The sequence below is a fragment of the Litoreibacter roseus genome, assembly GCF_009811795.1.
Lineage (GTDB): Bacteria > Pseudomonadota > Alphaproteobacteria > Rhodobacterales > Rhodobacteraceae > Litoreibacter > Litoreibacter roseus.
The window spans coordinates 1-16,775 of record NZ_BLJE01000003.1; the positions used below are offsets into that span (position 1 = coordinate 1).

Annotated in this window: 24 protein-coding genes and 1 pseudogene; 13 read left to right on the plus strand and 12 right to left on the minus strand. The window is 60.0% G+C overall.

Annotated features, from left to right (window positions below; genetic code table 11):
• Positions 1–361: 361 nt before the first annotated feature.
• The 6 genes and pseudogenes from KIN_RS13795 to KIN_RS13820 all read left to right on the plus strand — a co-directional run.
• A pseudogene (locus KIN_RS13795) lies at positions 362–589 on the plus strand (lipoprotein-releasing system transmembrane subunit LolC); the annotation flags it as partial.
• Positions 590–634: 45 nt separating this feature from the next.
• Complete coding sequence (locus KIN_RS13800) at positions 635–1,219, plus strand: TetR/AcrR family transcriptional regulator (RefSeq protein WP_159808083.1); 585 nt, start codon at positions 635–637, stop codon at positions 1,217–1,219.
• A gap of 45 nt (positions 1,220–1,264) precedes the next feature.
• Positions 1,265–2,188 (plus strand): haloalkane dehalogenase, encoded by a 924-nt coding sequence (locus KIN_RS13805; protein ID WP_159808085.1) that lies wholly within the window; start codon positions 1,265–1,267, stop codon positions 2,186–2,188.
• Between the two features lie 75 nt (positions 2,189–2,263).
• Positions 2,264–2,581 carry a DUF1330 domain-containing protein gene (locus tag KIN_RS13810; RefSeq protein WP_159808087.1) on the plus strand — a complete coding sequence of 106 codons (318 nt, stop codon included), beginning with the start codon at positions 2,264–2,266 and terminating at the stop codon, positions 2,579–2,581.
• A 57-nt stretch (positions 2,582–2,638) separates the two neighbouring features.
• A complete protein-coding gene (locus KIN_RS13815) occupies positions 2,639–3,643 on the plus strand; it encodes a zinc-dependent alcohol dehydrogenase family protein (RefSeq protein WP_159808089.1) in 1,005 nt (334 codons plus the stop codon).
• On the plus strand, positions 3,640–4,581 hold the full coding sequence (locus KIN_RS13820) for an alpha/beta fold hydrolase (protein ID WP_159808091.1): 942 nt from the start codon (positions 3,640–3,642) through the stop codon (positions 4,579–4,581). The genes KIN_RS13815 and KIN_RS13820 overlap by 4 nt, the downstream gene beginning before the upstream one ends.
• A gap of 194 nt (positions 4,582–4,775) precedes the next feature.
• Here KIN_RS13820 and KIN_RS13825 read toward each other — a convergent pair whose 3' ends face one another.
• Positions 4,776–5,372 (minus strand): TetR/AcrR family transcriptional regulator, encoded by a 597-nt coding sequence (locus tag KIN_RS13825; RefSeq protein ID WP_159808093.1) that lies wholly within the window; start codon positions 5,370–5,372, stop codon positions 4,776–4,778.
• 102 nt (positions 5,373–5,474) lie between these two features.
• Between KIN_RS13825 and KIN_RS13830 the strand changes: the two genes are divergently transcribed.
• Genes KIN_RS13830 through KIN_RS13850 form a run of 5 tightly spaced genes read left to right on the plus strand, consistent with a single transcriptional unit; the run spans position 5,475 to position 8,106 of the window.
• Entirely contained in the window at positions 5,475–6,065 is a 591-nt protein-coding gene (locus tag KIN_RS13830; protein WP_159808095.1) for an SRPBCC family protein, read from the plus strand.
• Positions 6,066–6,107: 42 nt separating this feature from the next.
• Positions 6,108–6,488 carry a hypothetical protein gene (locus tag KIN_RS13835; protein ID WP_159808097.1) on the plus strand — a complete coding sequence of 127 codons (381 nt, stop codon included), beginning with the start codon at positions 6,108–6,110 and terminating at the stop codon, positions 6,486–6,488.
• Complete coding sequence (locus KIN_RS13840) at positions 6,488–6,976, plus strand: SRPBCC family protein (RefSeq protein WP_159808099.1); 489 nt, start codon at positions 6,488–6,490, stop codon at positions 6,974–6,976. The genes KIN_RS13835 and KIN_RS13840 overlap by 1 nt, the downstream gene beginning before the upstream one ends.
• Before the next feature lie 21 nt (positions 6,977–6,997).
• Positions 6,998–7,420 carry an MAPEG family protein gene (locus KIN_RS13845; RefSeq protein ID WP_159808101.1) on the plus strand — a complete coding sequence of 141 codons (423 nt, stop codon included), beginning with the start codon at positions 6,998–7,000 and terminating at the stop codon, positions 7,418–7,420.
• On the plus strand, positions 7,417–8,106 hold the full coding sequence (locus KIN_RS13850) for a class I SAM-dependent methyltransferase (protein ID WP_159808103.1): 690 nt from the start codon (positions 7,417–7,419) through the stop codon (positions 8,104–8,106). The genes KIN_RS13845 and KIN_RS13850 overlap by 4 nt, the downstream gene beginning before the upstream one ends.
• A 338-nt stretch (positions 8,107–8,444) precedes the next feature.
• Here KIN_RS13850 and KIN_RS13855 read toward each other — a convergent pair whose 3' ends face one another.
• From KIN_RS13855 to KIN_RS13870, 4 genes are all read right to left on the minus strand, one after another.
• A complete protein-coding gene (locus KIN_RS13855) occupies positions 8,445–8,972 on the minus strand; it encodes an SRPBCC family protein (protein WP_159808105.1) in 528 nt (175 codons plus the stop codon).
• Positions 8,973–9,037: 65 nt separating this feature from the next.
• Positions 9,038–9,583 carry a carboxymuconolactone decarboxylase family protein gene (locus KIN_RS13860; protein WP_159808107.1) on the minus strand — a complete coding sequence of 182 codons (546 nt, stop codon included), beginning with the start codon at positions 9,581–9,583 and terminating at the stop codon, positions 9,038–9,040.
• The gene (locus KIN_RS13865; protein WP_159808109.1) at positions 9,580–10,092 is read right to left on the minus strand and encodes an SRPBCC family protein; all 513 of its coding nucleotides are present in this window, start codon (positions 10,090–10,092) and stop codon (positions 9,580–9,582) included. The genes KIN_RS13860 and KIN_RS13865 overlap by 4 nt, the downstream gene beginning before the upstream one ends.
• 12 nt (positions 10,093–10,104) lie before the next feature.
• On the minus strand, positions 10,105–10,506 hold the full coding sequence (locus tag KIN_RS13870) for an MAPEG family protein (RefSeq protein ID WP_159808111.1): 402 nt from the start codon (positions 10,504–10,506) through the stop codon (positions 10,105–10,107).
• 88 nt (positions 10,507–10,594) lie between these two features.
• Between KIN_RS13870 and KIN_RS13875 the strand changes: the two genes are divergently transcribed.
• On the plus strand, positions 10,595–11,488 hold the full coding sequence (locus KIN_RS13875) for a LysR family transcriptional regulator (RefSeq protein WP_159808113.1): 894 nt from the start codon (positions 10,595–10,597) through the stop codon (positions 11,486–11,488).
• A gap of 391 nt (positions 11,489–11,879) precedes the next feature.
• Here the strand turns inward: KIN_RS13875 and KIN_RS13880 are convergent, their stop codons facing one another.
• From KIN_RS13880 to KIN_RS13900, 5 genes are all read right to left on the minus strand, one after another.
• A complete protein-coding gene (locus KIN_RS13880) occupies positions 11,880–12,275 on the minus strand; it encodes a GFA family protein (RefSeq protein WP_159808115.1) in 396 nt (131 codons plus the stop codon).
• On the minus strand, positions 12,272–12,799 hold the full coding sequence (locus KIN_RS13885) for a YceI family protein (protein WP_159808117.1): 528 nt from the start codon (positions 12,797–12,799) through the stop codon (positions 12,272–12,274). The genes KIN_RS13880 and KIN_RS13885 overlap by 4 nt, the downstream gene beginning before the upstream one ends.
• A 56-nt stretch (positions 12,800–12,855) precedes the next feature.
• On the minus strand, positions 12,856–13,503 hold the full coding sequence (locus KIN_RS13890; RefSeq protein ID WP_159808119.1) for an SRPBCC family protein: 648 nt from the start codon (positions 13,501–13,503) through the stop codon (positions 12,856–12,858).
• 72 nt (positions 13,504–13,575) lie between these two features.
• Positions 13,576–14,097, minus strand: coding sequence for an SRPBCC family protein (locus tag KIN_RS13895; RefSeq protein WP_159808121.1), 522 nt, complete (start codon positions 14,095–14,097; stop codon positions 13,576–13,578).
• A 3-nt stretch (positions 14,098–14,100) separates the two neighbouring features.
• Entirely contained in the window at positions 14,101–14,298 is a 198-nt protein-coding gene (locus tag KIN_RS13900; protein WP_159808123.1) for a tautomerase family protein, read from the minus strand.
• A 105-nt stretch (positions 14,299–14,403) separates the two neighbouring features.
• On the opposite strand from KIN_RS13900, the gene KIN_RS13905 reads away from it, so the two are divergent.
• Positions 14,404–15,261: a LysR family transcriptional regulator gene (locus KIN_RS13905; protein ID WP_159808125.1), complete on the plus strand. Its 858-nt coding sequence runs from the start codon at positions 14,404–14,406 to the stop codon at positions 15,259–15,261.
• A 73-nt stretch (positions 15,262–15,334) separates the two neighbouring features.
• On the opposite strand, the gene KIN_RS13910 is transcribed toward KIN_RS13905, so the two are convergent.
• Both KIN_RS13910 and KIN_RS13915 read right to left on the minus strand, forming a co-directional pair.
• A complete protein-coding gene (locus KIN_RS13910) occupies positions 15,335–15,793 on the minus strand; it encodes an SRPBCC family protein (RefSeq protein WP_159808127.1) in 459 nt (152 codons plus the stop codon).
• 3 nt (positions 15,794–15,796) lie between these two features.
• The gene (locus KIN_RS13915) at positions 15,797–16,747 is read right to left on the minus strand and encodes an alpha/beta fold hydrolase (RefSeq protein WP_159808129.1); all 951 of its coding nucleotides are present in this window, start codon (positions 16,745–16,747) and stop codon (positions 15,797–15,799) included.
• Positions 16,748–16,775: the final 28 nt, after the last annotated feature.

The following is a 16,775-nucleotide window of genomic DNA, read 5'->3' on the forward strand; positions in this document are numbered from 1 at the left end:
GCCTCCTGTCATCAGATTGAGAAACCTCAATCGTCAGACAGGGCAGACAGATCGCAAAATACGCACCGTCAGGATCGCCTTATAACGTCAGACACACGCGCCATTGCCGCGCAAGCGGCTTCGTCCTTCCGCCCAAATCGCTAAAAGACCACTCCCGTAAAGCTCATCAAAACCTGATAAAACAGGTCCGATGGAAGTCCGACGATAGTCCGATAGAAGTCCGAAAGCTGTTTTTCCCTGAAATCAGAGCCTTATCGGGTATGCTGCGGCCGGGGCCCCATGCCGGAAAACCGGCCTCACGGGCAGGTTGCTTGACCCCGCAAGCGCAAATGCGCAAACCTCCGGTCGAGCAGTCAGGAGAATGAATGTGGCGCAGAAAACTGCCCCCTTTGCCCCCTTTGAATGGATGATCGCGTGGCGCTATCTCAGGGCCAAGCGCTCCGAGGGGGGTGTCAGTGTCATGACGTGGATCAGCCTTGTCGGCATCACCCTTGCCGTGGCCGCCCTGATCATCACACTCGCCGTAAGGTCAGGTTTTCGTTATGAATTTGTCGATACGATCCTTGGCGCGAACAGCCACGTCTCAATCTGATAGCGCACTTGACTTTATTCACTGGTCGGTGAATAAAGTCCTATGGCACGCCAAATCGCATATGATCCCGTCGAACTGCGGACCGATCTTTTGTCGGTGTTCTGGCGACAGGGCTACGCGGAAACCTCGCTAAGTGACCTTGAGGCAGCGACGGGGCTGAACCGTCGGCAGCTATACAATGGGCCAGGCGATAAACTCGCTATGTTTTTGCAGGCGATGGATGATTTCTCTGACCAGGCTGGCCGGATGTTTCTGACCCCTCTTGAAAATGAGACGGCAGGCGTGCGCGACATCGCAAATCTGTTGAACACCTTCGTGAATCTGTCGCAAACAAAGGATGGCCGTAAGGGGTGCCTCGTTTGCAGCGTCTCGCAAGAGGAGGTCGCGGCGGATCCCAAAGTGCGCGCTCGTGCGGACGCCTATTTCGACCGGATCAAGGCGGCCTATCACAACGCGCTGACCCAAGCGGCGAAGCGGAACGAGGTTGATCTGGACGCCGAAGGCATTGCGCAGCGTAGCGCGCGGCTGTTTGCGGCGCATGTGGCGCTGTGCATCCTTGGCCGGGCCGGACGGCCCGTCGAGGAGTTGCGCGATATCGCTGCGGATGCAGCGGCGGATCTAGGCTGAAAAATTTCACCATTATTCACCAAGCGTTGAAGGAAAGGATCTGAAATGAAAAGACTTAAGACTTTTACCGCGACCGCGATTGTCGGTGCGGCGGCAGGCTTCACCCTCCCAGCAATTGCACAAGAAGCGGGTGCCGAGCAGCCCGTGACCTCTGCTGAGTTTCCGTTCGAAGTGGAAGCCGTCCGCATAATGGGGTCGGACATGGCATTTGTAGATGTCGGTGAAGGACCGGTTGTCCTGTTTGTGCATGGCAATCCGACTTCGTCATACCTGTGGCGCAACGTAATTCCTCATGTGGCAGATGATCACCGCGCTATCGCGGTTGATCTGATCGGCATGGGGGCCAGCGAAAAGCCCGACATCGGCTACACGTTTCAGGATCATTACGCTTATCTGGAACAATTTATTGGCGCGATGGATCTCACGGACATCACCCTTGTCTTGCACGATTGGGGTGGTGGCCTTGGTGCATATTATGCCGCTAACAACTCCGAAAATGTGCGTGCTATTGCGATGATGGAGGCTGCGGCTCCTCCGGTGCTGCCGATCCCGTCCTGGGAAATCGTGGACCCACAAACGCGCGAGACCTTTCAAGCCTTCCGCGATCCAGAGATGGGGCCGCAGATAATTCTTGAGCAGAATGGCTTCATTGAAGGCCTGCTGCCTGCAACCATCCTGCGCACGCTGAGCGACGCTGAGATGGACGCTTACCGCGCGCCCTATCCGTCACCCGAAAGCCGCAAGCCGGTTCTGGTTTGGCCCAACGAAATCCCCATTGAAGGAACGCCCGCCCGCAACGTAGCCGTGATGGAGGATATCGCCGCTTGGCTGACAACATCGTCGCAGCCAAAACTGGTTCTCTACGCCTCCCCCGGCCTGATTTGGTCGTCGGAGGTAGCGGATTTGGCCGCGCAGACCTTCGCCAATACAGAAGCGAGGTTTGTCGGTGCCGGCATCCACTTCATTTAGGAAGATCAACCCGAAGCCATCGGCCGCCACCTCTCTGACTGGTTGCGCGACCGCGTTCAAAAGGAGAATTGAGGCATGAGCGATACATCCCCCGTTTACATGATCGTGATGTTGGACATCGACGACATGCCCGCGTTTTTCGAGGATTACGCCAATCCGTTACAGGCGATCCATGCGCGGCATGGTGTCGAGGTACTGGCCGCGACCCCGGAGCCACAAGTGTTGGAAGGCAACTACGCCAAGTCCTTTACTGTGCTGCTCAAGTTTGCCTCTGCCGAGGCGCACGCCGACTGGTGGTCTGACCCCGACTACCAGCCCCTGCGCGAGCGGCGGCACGAACTGACAAATACAGAAAGCTCGGTGGCGATGGTCGTGCCGACCTTCGCACCCTGAATCCTTGCCGCGCCCCGTTTCCGGGGTGCGGCCGTTCCCTTTTGAGAGAGATTTCCCATGCCCAAGACCGTACAATTCGACACCCTCGGCGGCCCCGACGTGCTGTTTTTCGTGGACAAGATCGTGCCGCCACCGCAAGCGGGTGAAGTACAGATCGCGGTCAAGGCCGCCGGCCTCAACCGTGCGGAATTATTGTTCATCGCCGGGCAATATCTGATCGACCCAGTTCTTCCGTCCGGCGCGGGCGTCGAAGGGGCGGGCGAGATCGTCGCGGTTGGCCCCGAGGTCAAAGGGTTTTCGGTTGGCGACCGCGTGGCAATCACACCGGGTTTCGACCAGCTCAAATACGTCACGCTGGGCGAGGTCGTGAATATGGCCGCCACAGCGCTAGAACCGATCCCCGATGCAATGAGCTACATCGACGCCGCCGCCTTCTGGATGGCATTCGGCACGGCCTACGGATTGCTGGTGCAGAAGGGCGGTCTGACGAAGGGTGCGGGGCAATCGGTGGTCGTGAATGCGGCCAGTTCCTCGGTTGGCACAGCGGCGTTCCAGATCATCAAGGCGCATGGCGGCACGTCCATCGCGACGACGCGCACCGACGACAAGGTGGCGGCACTCAGAGAAGCAGGCGCGGACCATGTGATCGTCACCGAACGCGAGGACGTGGTGGCACGGATCACAGAGATCACTGATGGCCGGGGGTTCGACATCGCCTGCGACGCGGTGATGGGCGCGGAGGGGGCGACGCTCGCCGCGGCGGCGGGGGCGGATGCGACACTGGTCGCCTATGGCCTGCTGTCGGGCGAGGTTCCCGCATTGCCTTTCGAGGCCATGATCGGGCGCGGCCTGACGGTGACGGGGTTTCATCTGGTTTGGCAGTTGCTCGACCACCCCGCGCGGCGCGCGGCGGCGGTAGCGCATCTGTCCGACGGGCTCGCGCGCGGCGACTACCGGCCCGTAATCGACACGGTGTTTCCCTTCGATCAGGTCGCGGACGCCTACCGCTACATGGCGTCGAACGCGCAACTTGGCAAAATTCTGGTGGAGATGGACACATGACTGAAGCTCTTCAAACAGCGCAACGCCGCGCACAACAGATGGTTCGCAAGCTCGGGATTACCGACGCCTATCCGTTTGACCACCACTTTGCGCAAACCCCGATGGGTGCGATGCATTATGTTGACAAAGGCGCGGGTGATCCGGTTCTGATGTTGCACGGCAATCCGACGTGGTCGTTTCTGTACCGCGACTTCATTTCGGGCCTGTCGGACTCTCACCGTGTCATTGCACCTGATCACATTGGTTTCGGACTTTCGGACAAACCGGAGAACGAAACGTCCTATACGATTGACGCACACATCCGCAATCTGGAGGCGCTGGTCACCGACCTTGACCTTCGCAACATTACGCTGGTCATGCAGGACTGGGGCGGGCCCATCGGCCTTGGCATGGCCTCACGCCACCCCGACCGCATCAAGAACATCGTGGTGATGAACACCTTCGGCTTCTACCCGCCCGCAGCAGGCATGGACCCCGAAAATTTGAAGCTACCCACACCTCTTCGGGTGATGCGCAAACCGGGAATCGGAGATTTCATTGTCCGCCGCCTCGGCTTTTTCGAACGCACGGTGATGAAGTTGGCGACCGCCGACAGCGCTCGCTTGAAATCGGTGCATCACGCTTACAAAGACGTATTCGAGGGGCGGGAGGATCGCGCCGGTGTCATGGCGTTTCCGCGTTTGATCCCCACGCGTACCACCGACGCCAGCGCACAAATCCTAATCAACGAGACCGGGCCGTTTCTGGACAATTTCACAGGACGGGCCCGCATATTCTGGGGTATGAACGATCCGCTTTTCCCTGTCGCGGCGCTCGATGCATGGGAGGCGCGTTTGCCCAATGCTAAGGTGACGCGTTTGCCGAAGGCGAAACACTACCTGCAAGAGGATGCGCCCGACGCCATCATACCTCAATTGCGCGCATTTTTGGAGGGGTAACAGCTTTGGGAATGCCAAGGCTCTCTTGATTACGCCGACCGCAAGAGCTGTCCAAGATTAGAGTGTTTTAAAGCGTCTGCCAGAATGAGTTCCAATTTCGGATGACGGCCATCACAACAGCACCGCCTATATCCCATGGTGAGAAACGCCCTCGTTGCATCGATCAAATTGTCGGTGGCGTTTGTCGCGATATTTCAGCGCGTTCGCCACCCGTCAATCACAGCGTTGCCGACATCAGCGACATCCTTGGCCGCCGTTGTCTGTCCGTCAACACGGATCATCGCCAACGCCCCCCAGAGCAGGCCTAGCAGATATGTGGCGCGGGCCTCGATCAGGGCGTCATCTGCTTCCATTTGACCTGCGGCTTGCGCATTCTTCAGCGCCGACACGAACGCCCCTCTGATCATGGCGCGATAGCCGACGATCTTCTCTTTCACAGCGTCGGACGCGCGTCTGACGTCCAAAACCGTGTTCACCATGAGGCACCCGGAATTGGCTGGTGCGTCTTTGTCTGCCGCGGCGCTCATCGCAGAAAATAGCTTTTGGATTTCATCCAAGCCGCCTTGGGCAACCATGCCCTCGTACACGTCGGACGCACCGAGGTGATAGCGATCCAACGCAGCGAGAAAGAGCCCTTCCTTGTCACCGAACGTATTGTAAAGACTGATGCGTTTGACGCCCGTCGCTGTCTCAAGCGCACCGACCGGTGTGTCGTCATACCCCGTGCGCCAGAACGCAAGCATGGCGGCATCTATCACCGTGTCCTCATCAAAACTTCTGGGTCGGGCCATTACATCACCTGTTTTATACTTGCCGTTATATAACGCTGGACATTGGGTTCGGCAAACGTTATTGATTCTATAACGTTTAGTACAAAACATCTGGAGAACGTCATGTTGACCCGATTATGCAGCGTCGCCCTCTCGGCGGCGATCGCCTTTTCTGTGCCTGCTGCCACGTTTGCGCAGGATGCGACCGTTCTTTCTGATGCCTCCCGCTATACGCAGGCCACACACAGACGCATCGTTGAAATGCGTTTCGACCTGCCGCCGGCGGAGATCATTCCGCTATTGCTGACGCGCGTTGACCTGTTTGATCCAACAATTGCAGAAGTGCACTTTGACCATTCGCAAAGCGAAAATCCCGGCACGTTTGGTGTGGGGTCCCGCCGCATCTGCATCTTTGATGACGGGCGAGAGCTTGTAGAGCCGATTATCCTGTACGACCCGCCCCATGCCTACGGCTACACCGTCGATGTAGAAGCCTCGACCCTGTCGCTACCGGTGAGTGAGATCGTCCTTCTGTATGACTTCGGCAACGCGTTGAACGGCGGCACAAACCTGTCGGTCCATGCCTTCTACGATCCAAAAATTCCCGGAACAGGCATAGTGATCGAACCTGTCTTGACCGGCACCCTGCGCCGGACGTTTCAAACCGCCACGGATGTCTTTGGCGGCACCTATCTCGGCGACGAGAAACCCTGAGGCCCAAAGCTTCAACTTCCCCCTTTTGACTGGAGAAACAAAATGACACCTACAAAACTGCTATGCGCTGCGGCACTGGTTCTCGCCCCATCATTTGCGACGGCACAGGATGCGACCGTGATGGAAATCGTCACGTTCCAAGCCCAAGAAAGCGCAGACGCGGCATCTGTCACCGCTGCGCTTGATCCTATCGCGGCAAAAATGGGTCAGTACGATACTTTGGTAGCCCGGTCTGTTGCCGAAGGCCCCGATGGCACCTGGACGATGGTCAACTACTGGACGGACCGGGACGCCATGAACCGCATCAACGAAGAAGCGCTGACTTGGCCCGAGTTCGGTGCACTGCCGGGTGTTGCCAATCTTGAGACACTTCAGATGCAGCAGCTCGATATTGCGAGCTCCGTTGGGCTGGACGGCGAATAATGCAGATCGCGCGCACCATCGAGGTTGCGGCCTCACCTGAGCATCTGTGGAAAATCCTTGCGGAGGATTACGCCGATGTCGGTCAGTGGGCCCGCGCAGTGCAGTCGTCAGAACCCAACACCGCAGTCGCCCCCCTTCCGGGGGCGGCCGTGGGCGGGCGGGTGTGCACCGCGACAATCGGGGCCGTCACAGAGACCATTCGCACCTACGACGCGGAAAACCACATCCTCGCTTACGACGCGAAAGCCAAGGCGATGCCGTTTTTCGTGCGAAATCTGAGCGGACGCTGGAAGTTACACGGCTTTGGCGGCGGAACCAAAGTGGATCTATCGTTTTTAGCCGACCTGATGCCGCCCTTCGGGGTGCTGATGGGCTGGGCAATCCGGCGGCAGTTCTCAACAGCGATCGATGAAACTCTCGAAGACCTGAAACTCTTTGCCGAAACCGGCAAAATCCATCCCGACAAGGCTGCGGCGCTCGCTGCCTGATAAAACATCCAAGGATCTGATATGACACTCGAACTTTGGTCGGTTTTCGTGACCGGCGGAATGCTCTGGCTTTCCATTGTGATTCAACAAATCCACCTCGATAAGATCGGCGGCACGGCTTACGCGCTGTCCAATCGCGCGGATCCGCCGCCAGACTCACCTGCACAGGCCAGGATGCTGCGCGCCGTGCACAACCAAAGCCATGTAGCCGCCGCGTGGATTGCGCTGGTGATCGTCCAGCAATTGAGCGGCTCATCCGGCGCTCTGACATACTGGGCCGCGCTCGCAATGATCGTGTCTCGTCTAACGTATTTCCCGCTTTATGCTTTGGGCATCACGCCATTCCGCAGCTTTTCTTGGGCGCTATTCTTGTTCGCGGTACCGGTCTTCGGTGTGGGTGTTATTCTCGGTCTCGACGCGGTTGGCGTCGTCGCAGGCCAATGAGCTGGCTGAGCGACCTGATGGCATCTACGGGGCGGTCGAACGCTGACCGCTCCATGGACGAGGCGCGAAGGGCACAGGATACGGTGGCCATCGCTAATCTTGCGACGGGCCAGACCATCCTTGAGATCGAGCCCGGAAAGGGCTGGTTCACAGGCATCCTGCTGGAATTGACCCGCGATGCCGGTACCTTGATCGCTCAGCAACCCAAGGCGCTGGAGGCGTTCTTTGGGAAAGAAGCGCGCAAGCGTATTGAAAAGTCTGGTCAACTAAACGCGCACTATAGCGATAGATCCTGGGAAGCTCTTGATGCGGCCGATGCCACGGTTGACCGCGCCGTCTGGCTGCAAGGGCCGCACGAACTTTGGTTTGAGCCGCAACCGGGTCTAACCTTTGGACGGCCAGAGGTTGTCTTCGCTGACATTGCCCGTGTGCTGAAACCGGGCGGAACATTCACGCTGATCGATAATCTCGCTCCCAAAGGTGTGACGCAAGCGCAGGCGGGCGCGCTCCACCGCAGCGTCCCGCACCTGTTGCAGGAAATCGTCCAGTCGTCCGGCCTTAGGCTTATTCAAGAAGATTTGGAATGGATCAATGAAACGCCCGACCCACTCGACATTCCAACATACGATCCCAAGGCCCACCTCAAGACCCGCCAATTCCTTCAGACATTTATAAAGTCATCCTGACCAGAACCCTCGCTCAAATTGACAACCCGTAAAGCGACCGAAAGCCAACTTTGAGGTTATCGAAGCGAACTACAGCAAAGTCCGCGATCTGTGAATTCGCCAATCCGTTACGTTCCAAAGGGTCGACGAACTAGCAGCCAGCGCGGACAGAAATCCCTCCAATCGCACCGAGGAGCTGTTGCGCTTGTCGACGACGCCGCTTTGAGATTCCGCCTGTTCAGTCAGGCGCCGATTGAACTCCGGCAACGGACGGTACAACAGCGAGGCAGAACGCGCCTACGGAGGCGGTGTTGGAAAGGGGTTTATTGTCGAAGGTTTCCTGTTTCGGGATGGGGCAGTCAGCATTCATCTGTGCGTTGTCCGCCAAGTAGGGCGGCGAGGGCCGTCATTCCACTGTCAACGAAACGTCGCACCTGCCAGCGTTGCAGAACGCCAGTGATGCGGGGCGACCGGAAGTGCTGGTACCACGAGACGCGCGTCTCGCCGGTGCTAAGCTTGGCGACGCTCAAGACGGCAAGATGGTTGTCGATAGGAAAGCCTCCGACGATCTGGTAGGCAAAGAGGCGCGGTGCTTCGACGGCCACGATCCGTTCGACGTCGGATTGCCCGCCAAAGTCCAGCCGTCGCGTCATGCCCGCTACGATCGGATCGCCTTCGGGACGGTCATCATAGGTGCCACCCTGTAGGCCGGGCATCCAACGCGCCATAGGCTCGATTTCGGTAAGTGTTGCGAATATCGCCTCGGCGGGGAGGAGGGTAAGGATATGCCCGGCGGCTTGCAGGGGTCCTGCATTTGTCCGCGCGGCGAGCGACCGCATATCGGCGCGCTCGGTTGGCGTCAGACATTCCGTCAGGGTGTCGGCCATGACAGCTCCATTTATTGATAGAAAGAAAAGTGCGAAGGTCAGGGCTCCGCCACAGGCCGCGCCCTTCATTTCACAACGTCCTGTGGCGATGGAAAATCGAGATCGGTCCGAGCGAGCCGGTTGAGGTAGTTCGTCGCGATATTCATCACGACCACACCGAGCACCTCAATGATATCGGCATCCGATAGCCCCGCCGCGCGCGCCGCTTCGAGATCGCCGTCTTCGAGCGCACCGCGCGTTTCATTGAGGCGACGCGCCAAAGCGAGAACCGGGGCGAGCGCAGGGTCCGAAGACGTCGCACAGCGCCAGGCGTCCACTTCGTCGCCTGGCGTGTCAAAGGCACGTATCGCCGTCGTGGCGTGGGCGGCCTCGCAATAGTCACAACCGTTTTCGGCGGAGATGGTGACTGCGATGGCCTCACGGATGCGGGCGTCGAGCCGCCCCTCGGCAATTTTCGCCCGCATCATCATATAGATGTCCAGATAGATCGGCTGCGTGCCCATAACGCGGGCCATATTAGGCACTCGACCCAGCGTGCGCGCGATTGCAGCGTAGGTTTCGGACACTGCGCCAGTGGCGTGTTCGGGAGCAACCTCGGCAATCCGTGTCATGCCATAGACTTTCCGGAGACTTTTGCCTGTGCCTTGACCTTACGAGGATGCGGCGTGTCGTGCTCGGCAAAGTATTTCAGCTCCTCGACCAGCCCTTTGAGACTCTTGCCCATCGATATCTTCATCATCGGCGCCATCAGCGTTCGGAAGGGTTGGGTCATGTCGGCGCCCGAGTTCATTGTTACGCGGCAGCGCCCGTCTCCAAGCGGCTCGACCGTGAAACGGTTGGTCAGCCGCTTTATGAAGAATGGCAGCTTAGGACTCGTCGCTTCGTATGCCAGTGTCCGGGCGTTTGGATCGTAGTGCTGAAACATCTCGTCAAACGGCCCGAAGGTCGTCTCACAATGGCGGCCAGCAGCGGGAGCGCCTTGAGGTGCCGCCGGCCGGTTGGTCAGCTGCGACGCACTGACGGTCGCACACCACTCCGAGATATCACCGAAGCGCGGCCCGAGCAGGCTCCACACCTTTTCGGCCGAAGCGTCAATGTTTGTTGAGACGTCGATTTTCATGACGGATCTCCTTTATGCTGGGTTGAGAAGGCCGATGACCATAAGCACCAGCCCGGCGGTGCCCACGCCGAAGGCGACCGATCTCAGGCCCGGCACACCGATGAGATAAAGGACCGCATGGGCCGCCCGCGCCGCAACAAAGATCTGGGCGCCGCCCACCGTCCAACCGTTCGAGATGCCGAGGATCGCGGTCATCAGGCAAAGCGGAAGGAAAAAAAGAAGGTTCTCCTTAAGGTTCTCGATGGCGCGGTCGGTCCGACCAGCAAAACCCGGCTTCGGCACGGGCACGTTATCGCGCGACCTTAGCATTCCACCGACGCCGTGGCTGGCCACGAGCGCCGCCATCTGGACAACGTTTGTGAGCACGGCCAGCAGAAGCAACGCGGTGAGCATCATGGTGAGTTCGGGGGTCATCAGCAGGTCCTCGATTGCGGTTGACCTCAAGACTAGTGATTGCGAAAATAACATTCGACATCGAATAATGCAGTTAGGGGATGCGAATATGCATCGCGCAGAATGGACTGATCTTGACGTCTTTCGTGAAGTTTACGATGCCGGCTCCATGCTGGACGCAGCGGTTGTCTTGAAATGCAACCCTTCAACCGTGTCGCGTCGGATTGCGGCGCTTGAAGCAAGCCTGGGTGGTCGGCTTTTCGAACGCGGGCCGGGCCGATGGGCGACAACGGCGCTTGCGGAACGGATCGTGCCGCTGGCGCATCAGATGGGCGAGGCGGCGCAACGGATCGAACAGGCTGCGCGCGATGAGGCCGATGCTCTCGCCGGGACAATCACAGTGACGGCGGGCGATGCAATGATGCGCGGCCTGCTTTTGCCGGTTCTGTCGGCGTTCCGGAATGCGCATCCGGGCATCCGTCTGACGCTCATTTCGGACGACGAGCGGATGGACCTGGGCGCGCGTGAAGCCGATGTTGCTGTCCGCTGCACACCCAAGCCGCCGTCCGACCTCGTTGGCCGAAACCTTGGACAGGCGACCGCGCGGGTCTACGGCGTACCTGAACTAGTCGCCTCGGCGGAGCGTGGCGGTGAAACCTCCTGCCTCACGTGGATTGGCGATGGTGTCGTCGTGCCGGATTGGATCGACGAGATAAAGATCGATACGCGGCACCTCATACGCGTGAACTCGGTAGGCTTGATGCTTGACGCCGCTCGGGCCGGGATGGGGCTGGCTCTCCTACCCTGCATGCTTGCTGATCGCGTGCCAGAGTTGCGGAGGTTCCCGACCAACTTCTCCGACCCCGGTTGGTCGATTTGGGTGTTGAGCCACGCCGATGTCAGGAACACCGCCCGCGTGCGCGCCGTGCGCGACGCGCTTGTCGATTGGTTGCGGGAGAATGCGGACCTCATTTCTGGTGAGGCGCCGATTGCTGCCGAATGATATTTCGTCGGCCAACTATTTGGCCATTTGAAGGCCCTGTCAGCCGATCACGATCACTGTCGATTTTCGCTATCTTAACTTCATGAGACCGCGAATTGCTGCGGAACATTGGCTTTTGAGGGAGCTACCTCGCAGCTTTTGGCTTTGATTTTCTTGGCGGCTTCGGGCCGGTATCGGAAACGATAAATCTCGCGATATCAAATCTGATAAGGTAGTTGGGCGCATCTGCTATAAAACTACGATCTTGAGTTAGAATTCTCATCCCGTTTGGGATACTTCGACAGATATTCGAACGACGGGGCTGGGCCGCCCCTCGTCACTCAATCCGCTCGCATATCGTTGGATAACTCCGATCATGCAGCTGCATGGACGGGCTCGTCATCGAACCGGGTCATGGCGTTGACACGACCCGGTACTGCACCGGTCTCTGCCGCTCGAAATGCTGCGATCCCAATCCGATGCTGGGGGGCACGTTTTCCAGCGCCCCGAGGTAGCACGACCAGCGAGCCGGACTGGCGGCCATGCGGTAAAACAGGCTGGAGCCGCAGGTGGTGCAAAATCCGCGCTCGGCGAGGGGCGAGCTTCGATACCATTTGAGGGCGCTGGCCCCGCTGGTCAGCGTCACGTCGGTCAGATCAATCCCGACCGGCGACGCACCGTGCCAGCGACGGCAATCGACGCAATGGCACACGTCGAAACGGGCGGGGGAGGGAATGTCGAAGGTTACGTCGCCGCACAGGCAGCGGCCGGAGAGTGTGGGCATTGTGTCTTTTCTGAATATCTTCATCGGTTGAGAAGCCGTACACGGCCCGTAATAGTGACGATCGGCGCGACGGGGACGGCCGTGTCGGTCATGCCGAAGTCCAGCCGTTGCACCTGCGCAGACACATTGAACGTCTGGTCGGTCGACGCTCCGACTTCGCGGATCGTAACTGCGAGAGATCTTTCATGGCCGTTCAGCGTCAGGCTGCCGGTCGCGGTATGGAGGCCAGCGCCGCTGCTTTCGATCAAGTCTGCGACGAAGAGCGCTTCGGGGTGGTTTCCAACGTCGAGCCAGGCGGGCGAAAGCATGACGCTGTCGAAAAGCCGATCGCCAAAGCTGGCCGAGGCGATATCGACAATGACTTCAACTCGTGAAATCACGGTCTCCTGCGTCGTGATGGTGGCGCGCCAGTCCCCGAAGATGGCGTACTTGGTGTCACTGCCTATCTCGACGCTGAAGCCGAGGGTGCTAGCGTCGCGGTCGATATTGGCGGCGGATGCGAGCGTGGCCGTGGCAAGCCAGAAAAGGCAGAGAAAAACGGTGCGCATTTGCGTGTCCTTCGGGATGGGGAACGGCCCGGGCGCGTGCGGCACCCGGGTAGTCATTACATCTCGACGTAAGTGCCGCCGTGGATGTTGGCGAAGTTGCGGAAATCGACGGCAAGCGCCTCACCGACGGCGGCAGCCGCGTTCCCGCCCATGTCCTGCGCTTCGTCAAAATAGATGCGCGTGGTGATCAAGGTTCCGTCAGCGCCCTTGTCTTCAAGCGTCCAGATCACGAAGAAATCCTTGATCGGAAGCGGCACGGTGCTGCGCTCCATGTCCAGATCGTAGGCAATCATCCGGTTCTCTTCGACCGCGAAGATGCGCTCATAGGCTGTGCCCGCTCCGCCTACGAAGTCGCAGCGGCGCACCGACCCCATGCCCAACTCACCCGGTTTTTCGGAGGCCGAATGGTCCCAGGTCAACGTCTCGATCTGCAGCGACCAATCGGCGTTGCCAGAGTGGACCAGCGGGAAGGCTTCCTCGGGGGTCATGGGCAGCAAAAGCGTTTGGACAGACTGCAACGGCGCGTCGATATATGCGCCGAGATAGCCACTTTCATAGGTGTAGTCTGTTAGCGAGTCGTCAGAGGTGACGGCGGCGGATTCACCGTACATGGCCGTTCTTTCAGCTTCGATATTGGGCATCTGTTGTGCCGAGAGCGCCGTTGACATGGTAAGGGCGAGTGTGAGGGAAAGTATGTATTTCACTGTGTTCTCCAGTTTGAGTGAGTTTTGTGGGGGATGACGGGTCATGCCGGGCCAGGCCTGGGTCATGCCCTGTCAGGCCATGGCTTGTCTGGCCGCTGCGGCCTTCTTCGATGCATCGACCTTGACCTTGCGGGGCGAGGGGCGGCCAGTTTCGGCGTAGACCTTGAGGTCGTCGATGGTTTCGGTCAGCGCTTTGCGGAACTGCATTTTCATCATCCAGCCCATGAGGACGTTCATGGGAAAGGCGATGTCGGCGCGAAGGGTCATGGACGCCTTTGTGCCGTTGCCACTGGGCGAAAGCTGCCACGTGTTGCGGAGCCCCTTCATGAAGCCCGGCATCTTGTCGCCGGTGGCGGAGTAGGACACCAGTCGGCGGTCGGGATCATAGGCCTCGATGGTTTCGGTGAACGGCCCGAGCGAAGTTTCGCAAACGCGGCCCGCCGCCGGGGCATTGGCCACCTTCGCCGTGCCGGGGCGCGGCGCCGAAGCGAAGACCGAACTGGCCCAGTCCCCGGCCGAGGTGTAATTTGGTCCGAGTATGTCCCAGACCTTGTCGATCGGTGCGTCAATCTGGCGGGTGATGGTAAGTTCCATGGTTCAGCCCACCACCTGACCGCCCATCGCGTAGCCGCCCTCAGCGGTTTCTTCGATGTGCACGTTGATGTACTGCTTGATGTCGCCCTTGCCGGAATCGGCAGCGACGGCGTTCAGGCCGTCGGTCAACCTGGCGACGATGCTGGCCTTTTCCTCGACGGACCACGAGGACTTGGGGACGGTGACACGAATGATTGGCATTTTGAAATCTCCTGTTCGGGGGGGCGTGGCAGGAAGATGCGCGCCGGGGCTTGACATCTCAATGCAGGTCTTTGCAGGTTGACCTGCACAGGTGCAGGAGACCGGATGCGACCGAGTGACGAACTGGATTGGGACGACCTGAAGCTGATCCTCGCACTGGCCGAGGCAGGCTATGTCAACCGGGCCTCGGAGCGGTTGCGTGTCGACCCCACGACGATCCCGCGCCGCCTGCGCAGGCTGGAAAAGCGGCTAGGCGAAAAGCTGGTCGAGCGCATCAAGGGCGGCGTCGTGCTGACGAAGACCGGCAACGAGCTTGTGCGAGTCGCGCGCGCGGCGGAGGCTGGTGTGAACTCGGCGCTGGCCCCTCACTCGGAGGGCTACGCCGTTTCGGGGCTGGTGAAACTGTCAGGGACCGATTTCCTGCTCGATCTCTTGGCAGAAGAACTGGTCGCGCTGCAAAAAGGGTTCCCCGACCTGGTGCTGGATTTGCGGCCCACCAACGATTACCTCAGCATCGACCGGCGCGAAACCGATGTCGCGATCCGCGTCATCGACAAGCCCCACGACAGCCTCGTCGGGCGCCGCCTGCCTCCGATCCGTCTCGGTATATACGCGCCGCCGGACCTGGCCGAGAGCCGTCAGGGCCTGCCGTGGATGTCTTGGAACCTGCCGCGCGGTGTTTCTGAGATCGATGAATTCATTCTGTCGCAAGACCCCGACGCCCGCGTCGTCGCGCGGGTGGACAGTTTCATGTCGCACGCGCGGCTTGCCACGCTCGGTCTCGGGCGAACAATCCTGCCCGACGCCTACGTGGCGCAGCATCCCGCGCTCGCCTCCTTGGTCCGCCTTGGCGACGCGATGGAAACCGCTGCTTGGGTGGTGACCCACGAGGAACTGCGCCACGTCCCGCGTGTCAACGAGGTGATGGATGCCGTGGTGCGGGGGCTGAAGTCCTTCGGCTAGGTCAGCCCCGCCCGTCGGATCACAGGGCAGGGTCGTACGCCCGGCCCGGCCGGAATGGCCGGGCCGGATCGCGTCACGCTGCGGCGCGTTCGACGTGTTGTGCATTGCCTTCTACCACCTTGGCCATGAGCCTGCGCAGTTTAGGTTTCATCATCGGCAGCATAAGCAATCCCACAGGCCCCATCGGCGGCGTGAAGCGCATTGAGAAGCTCAGCTCGCTCCGGTTGGGCCCGAGGGGGCGGACCTCGAAGACACCCACCATGTTTTTCATCGGCATCGTCGTTTCATAGATGTCGATCACCAGTTTGCGGCCCGGGACATATTCCGAGATTCGCTCGCGCAGGTACTGGCTGCCGTCCGCCTTCAGATCGCACTGCCGCATCGCGCCGAGGCCGGTTTCGGAACTGCCCGGCATCAGGCGCGAACCGGTGATGTTCGGGTTCCAGGTCGCGATATGGGCGTAGTCGTCAAGGCTGGCCCAGACCTCTTCGGCGGGGGCATTGATAGTGCGTTTCGTGGTGACTTCTGCCATGGCTCATTTCTCCAGGTTGGTGTTGAGGAATTCGGTCAGGGCGGAAACGTAGGCATCGGGTGCAATGGCCTGCAGGAAGTGACCGGTGCCGGGGATCAGCGTGATGTTTTCGTCCGGCGTGCCGAGTTTGGCGGCCAGATCCGGGACCACGATCGAGGCATCGAAGAACAAATCGTTTTCGCCGAAGATGATGGCGGTCGGCCCTTCGTAGGCGGCCAGGTCGGCCTTCAGACCTTCCTCGCCCTGCAAGAAAGCGGGCACGGCCATCGCGAAAAAGCCGCTGTAGGCGGCGCTGGAGCCCTGAAGGTCGGCACCATAGGCGTCGATCTCGGCCTCTGGAGCGCTGCCCGGTCCCGACCAGCCCTGATCGAGCCACATCTTGGCCATGTCGCGTGCCGCGGCTGGATCGTCGAGGCCGGCAAAGGCCTCCATCGGAGACACCTCGCCGCCCATGATCTGCATGACCACCGGCGCCGGTCTGACACCCGCGAGCCCGGCCATTGTGTTGGTCGCGACGACCGCACTCAGGCGCTCGGGCGCATCGCCGACCATTTGCCAGCCCGTGATCCCGCCCACGTCGTGCAGAACCAGCGCGAAGTCGTCGATGCCGATGCTGTCGGCCAGCGCCAGCATCCGGTCGGCGCGCGCCGCGGTGGCATAGGCGGCCAAGTCGTCGGGTCTGTCGGACGCGCCGTGACCCAGAAGATCGGGCGCGATTACCCGGTAGCCCGCGGCGGCGATCCGGGGCGCCACATCGCGGAACAGGAAGGACGAGGTCGGAATTCCGTGGAGCAGCATCACCGCCGGGTCGGCGGGATCGCCGAGATCGAGATAGGCGATGCTGTGGCCCCCGATTTCTGTGGATTGCAGTGTGGCACGATGCACGTCCCGTGCGCTGTCCGCGAAGGCGGGCGGGGCGAGCAGGACTGCGGTCGTAAGAAGGAGAGTTCGCATGAAAACCTCTGGTCAGGCTGAAGAAAGT

Bases quoted from the DNA above. Each gene is read 5' to 3' on its own strand.
- KIN_RS13800 (WP_159808083.1), top strand. From the start codon at position 635: ATGGCACGCCAAATCGCATATGATCCCGTCGAACTGCGGACCGATCTT.
- KIN_RS13805 (WP_159808085.1), top strand. From the start codon at position 1,265: ATGAAAAGACTTAAGACTTTTACCGCGACCGCGATTGTCGGTGCGGCG.
- KIN_RS13810 (WP_159808087.1), top strand. From the start codon at position 2,264: ATGAGCGATACATCCCCCGTTTACATGATCGTGATGTTGGACATCGAC.
- KIN_RS13815 (WP_159808089.1), top strand. From the start codon at position 2,639: ATGCCCAAGACCGTACAATTCGACACCCTCGGCGGCCCCGACGTGCTG.
- KIN_RS13820 (WP_159808091.1), top strand. From the start codon at position 3,640: ATGACTGAAGCTCTTCAAACAGCGCAACGCCGCGCACAACAGATGGTT.
- KIN_RS13825 (WP_159808093.1), bottom strand. From the start codon at position 5,372: ATGGCCCGACCCAGAAGTTTTGATGAGGACACGGTGATAGATGCCGCC.
- KIN_RS13830 (WP_159808095.1), top strand. From the start codon at position 5,475: ATGTTGACCCGATTATGCAGCGTCGCCCTCTCGGCGGCGATCGCCTTT.
- KIN_RS13835 (WP_159808097.1), top strand. From the start codon at position 6,108: ATGACACCTACAAAACTGCTATGCGCTGCGGCACTGGTTCTCGCCCCA.
- KIN_RS13840 (WP_159808099.1), top strand. From the start codon at position 6,488: ATGCAGATCGCGCGCACCATCGAGGTTGCGGCCTCACCTGAGCATCTG.
- KIN_RS13845 (WP_159808101.1), top strand. From the start codon at position 6,998: ATGACACTCGAACTTTGGTCGGTTTTCGTGACCGGCGGAATGCTCTGG.
- KIN_RS13850 (WP_159808103.1), top strand. From the start codon at position 7,417: ATGAGCTGGCTGAGCGACCTGATGGCATCTACGGGGCGGTCGAACGCT.
- KIN_RS13855 (WP_159808105.1), bottom strand. From the start codon at position 8,972: ATGGCCGACACCCTGACGGAATGTCTGACGCCAACCGAGCGCGCCGAT.
- KIN_RS13860 (WP_159808107.1), bottom strand. From the start codon at position 9,583: ATGACACGGATTGCCGAGGTTGCTCCCGAACACGCCACTGGCGCAGTG.
- KIN_RS13865 (WP_159808109.1), bottom strand. From the start codon at position 10,092: ATGAAAATCGACGTCTCAACAAACATTGACGCTTCGGCCGAAAAGGTG.
- KIN_RS13870 (WP_159808111.1), bottom strand. From the start codon at position 10,506: ATGACCCCCGAACTCACCATGATGCTCACCGCGTTGCTTCTGCTGGCC.
- KIN_RS13875 (WP_159808113.1), top strand. From the start codon at position 10,595: ATGCATCGCGCAGAATGGACTGATCTTGACGTCTTTCGTGAAGTTTAC.
- KIN_RS13880 (WP_159808115.1), bottom strand. From the start codon at position 12,275: ATGAAGATATTCAGAAAAGACACAATGCCCACACTCTCCGGCCGCTGC.
- KIN_RS13885 (WP_159808117.1), bottom strand. From the start codon at position 12,799: ATGCGCACCGTTTTTCTCTGCCTTTTCTGGCTTGCCACGGCCACGCTC.
- KIN_RS13895 (WP_159808121.1), bottom strand. From the start codon at position 14,097: ATGGAACTTACCATCACCCGCCAGATTGACGCACCGATCGACAAGGTC.
- KIN_RS13900 (WP_159808123.1), bottom strand. From the start codon at position 14,298: ATGCCAATCATTCGTGTCACCGTCCCCAAGTCCTCGTGGTCCGTCGAG.
- KIN_RS13905 (WP_159808125.1), top strand. From the start codon at position 14,404: ATGCGACCGAGTGACGAACTGGATTGGGACGACCTGAAGCTGATCCTC.
- KIN_RS13910 (WP_159808127.1), bottom strand. From the start codon at position 15,793: ATGGCAGAAGTCACCACGAAACGCACTATCAATGCCCCCGCCGAAGAG.
- KIN_RS13915 (WP_159808129.1), bottom strand. From the start codon at position 16,747: ATGCGAACTCTCCTTCTTACGACCGCAGTCCTGCTCGCCCCGCCCGCC.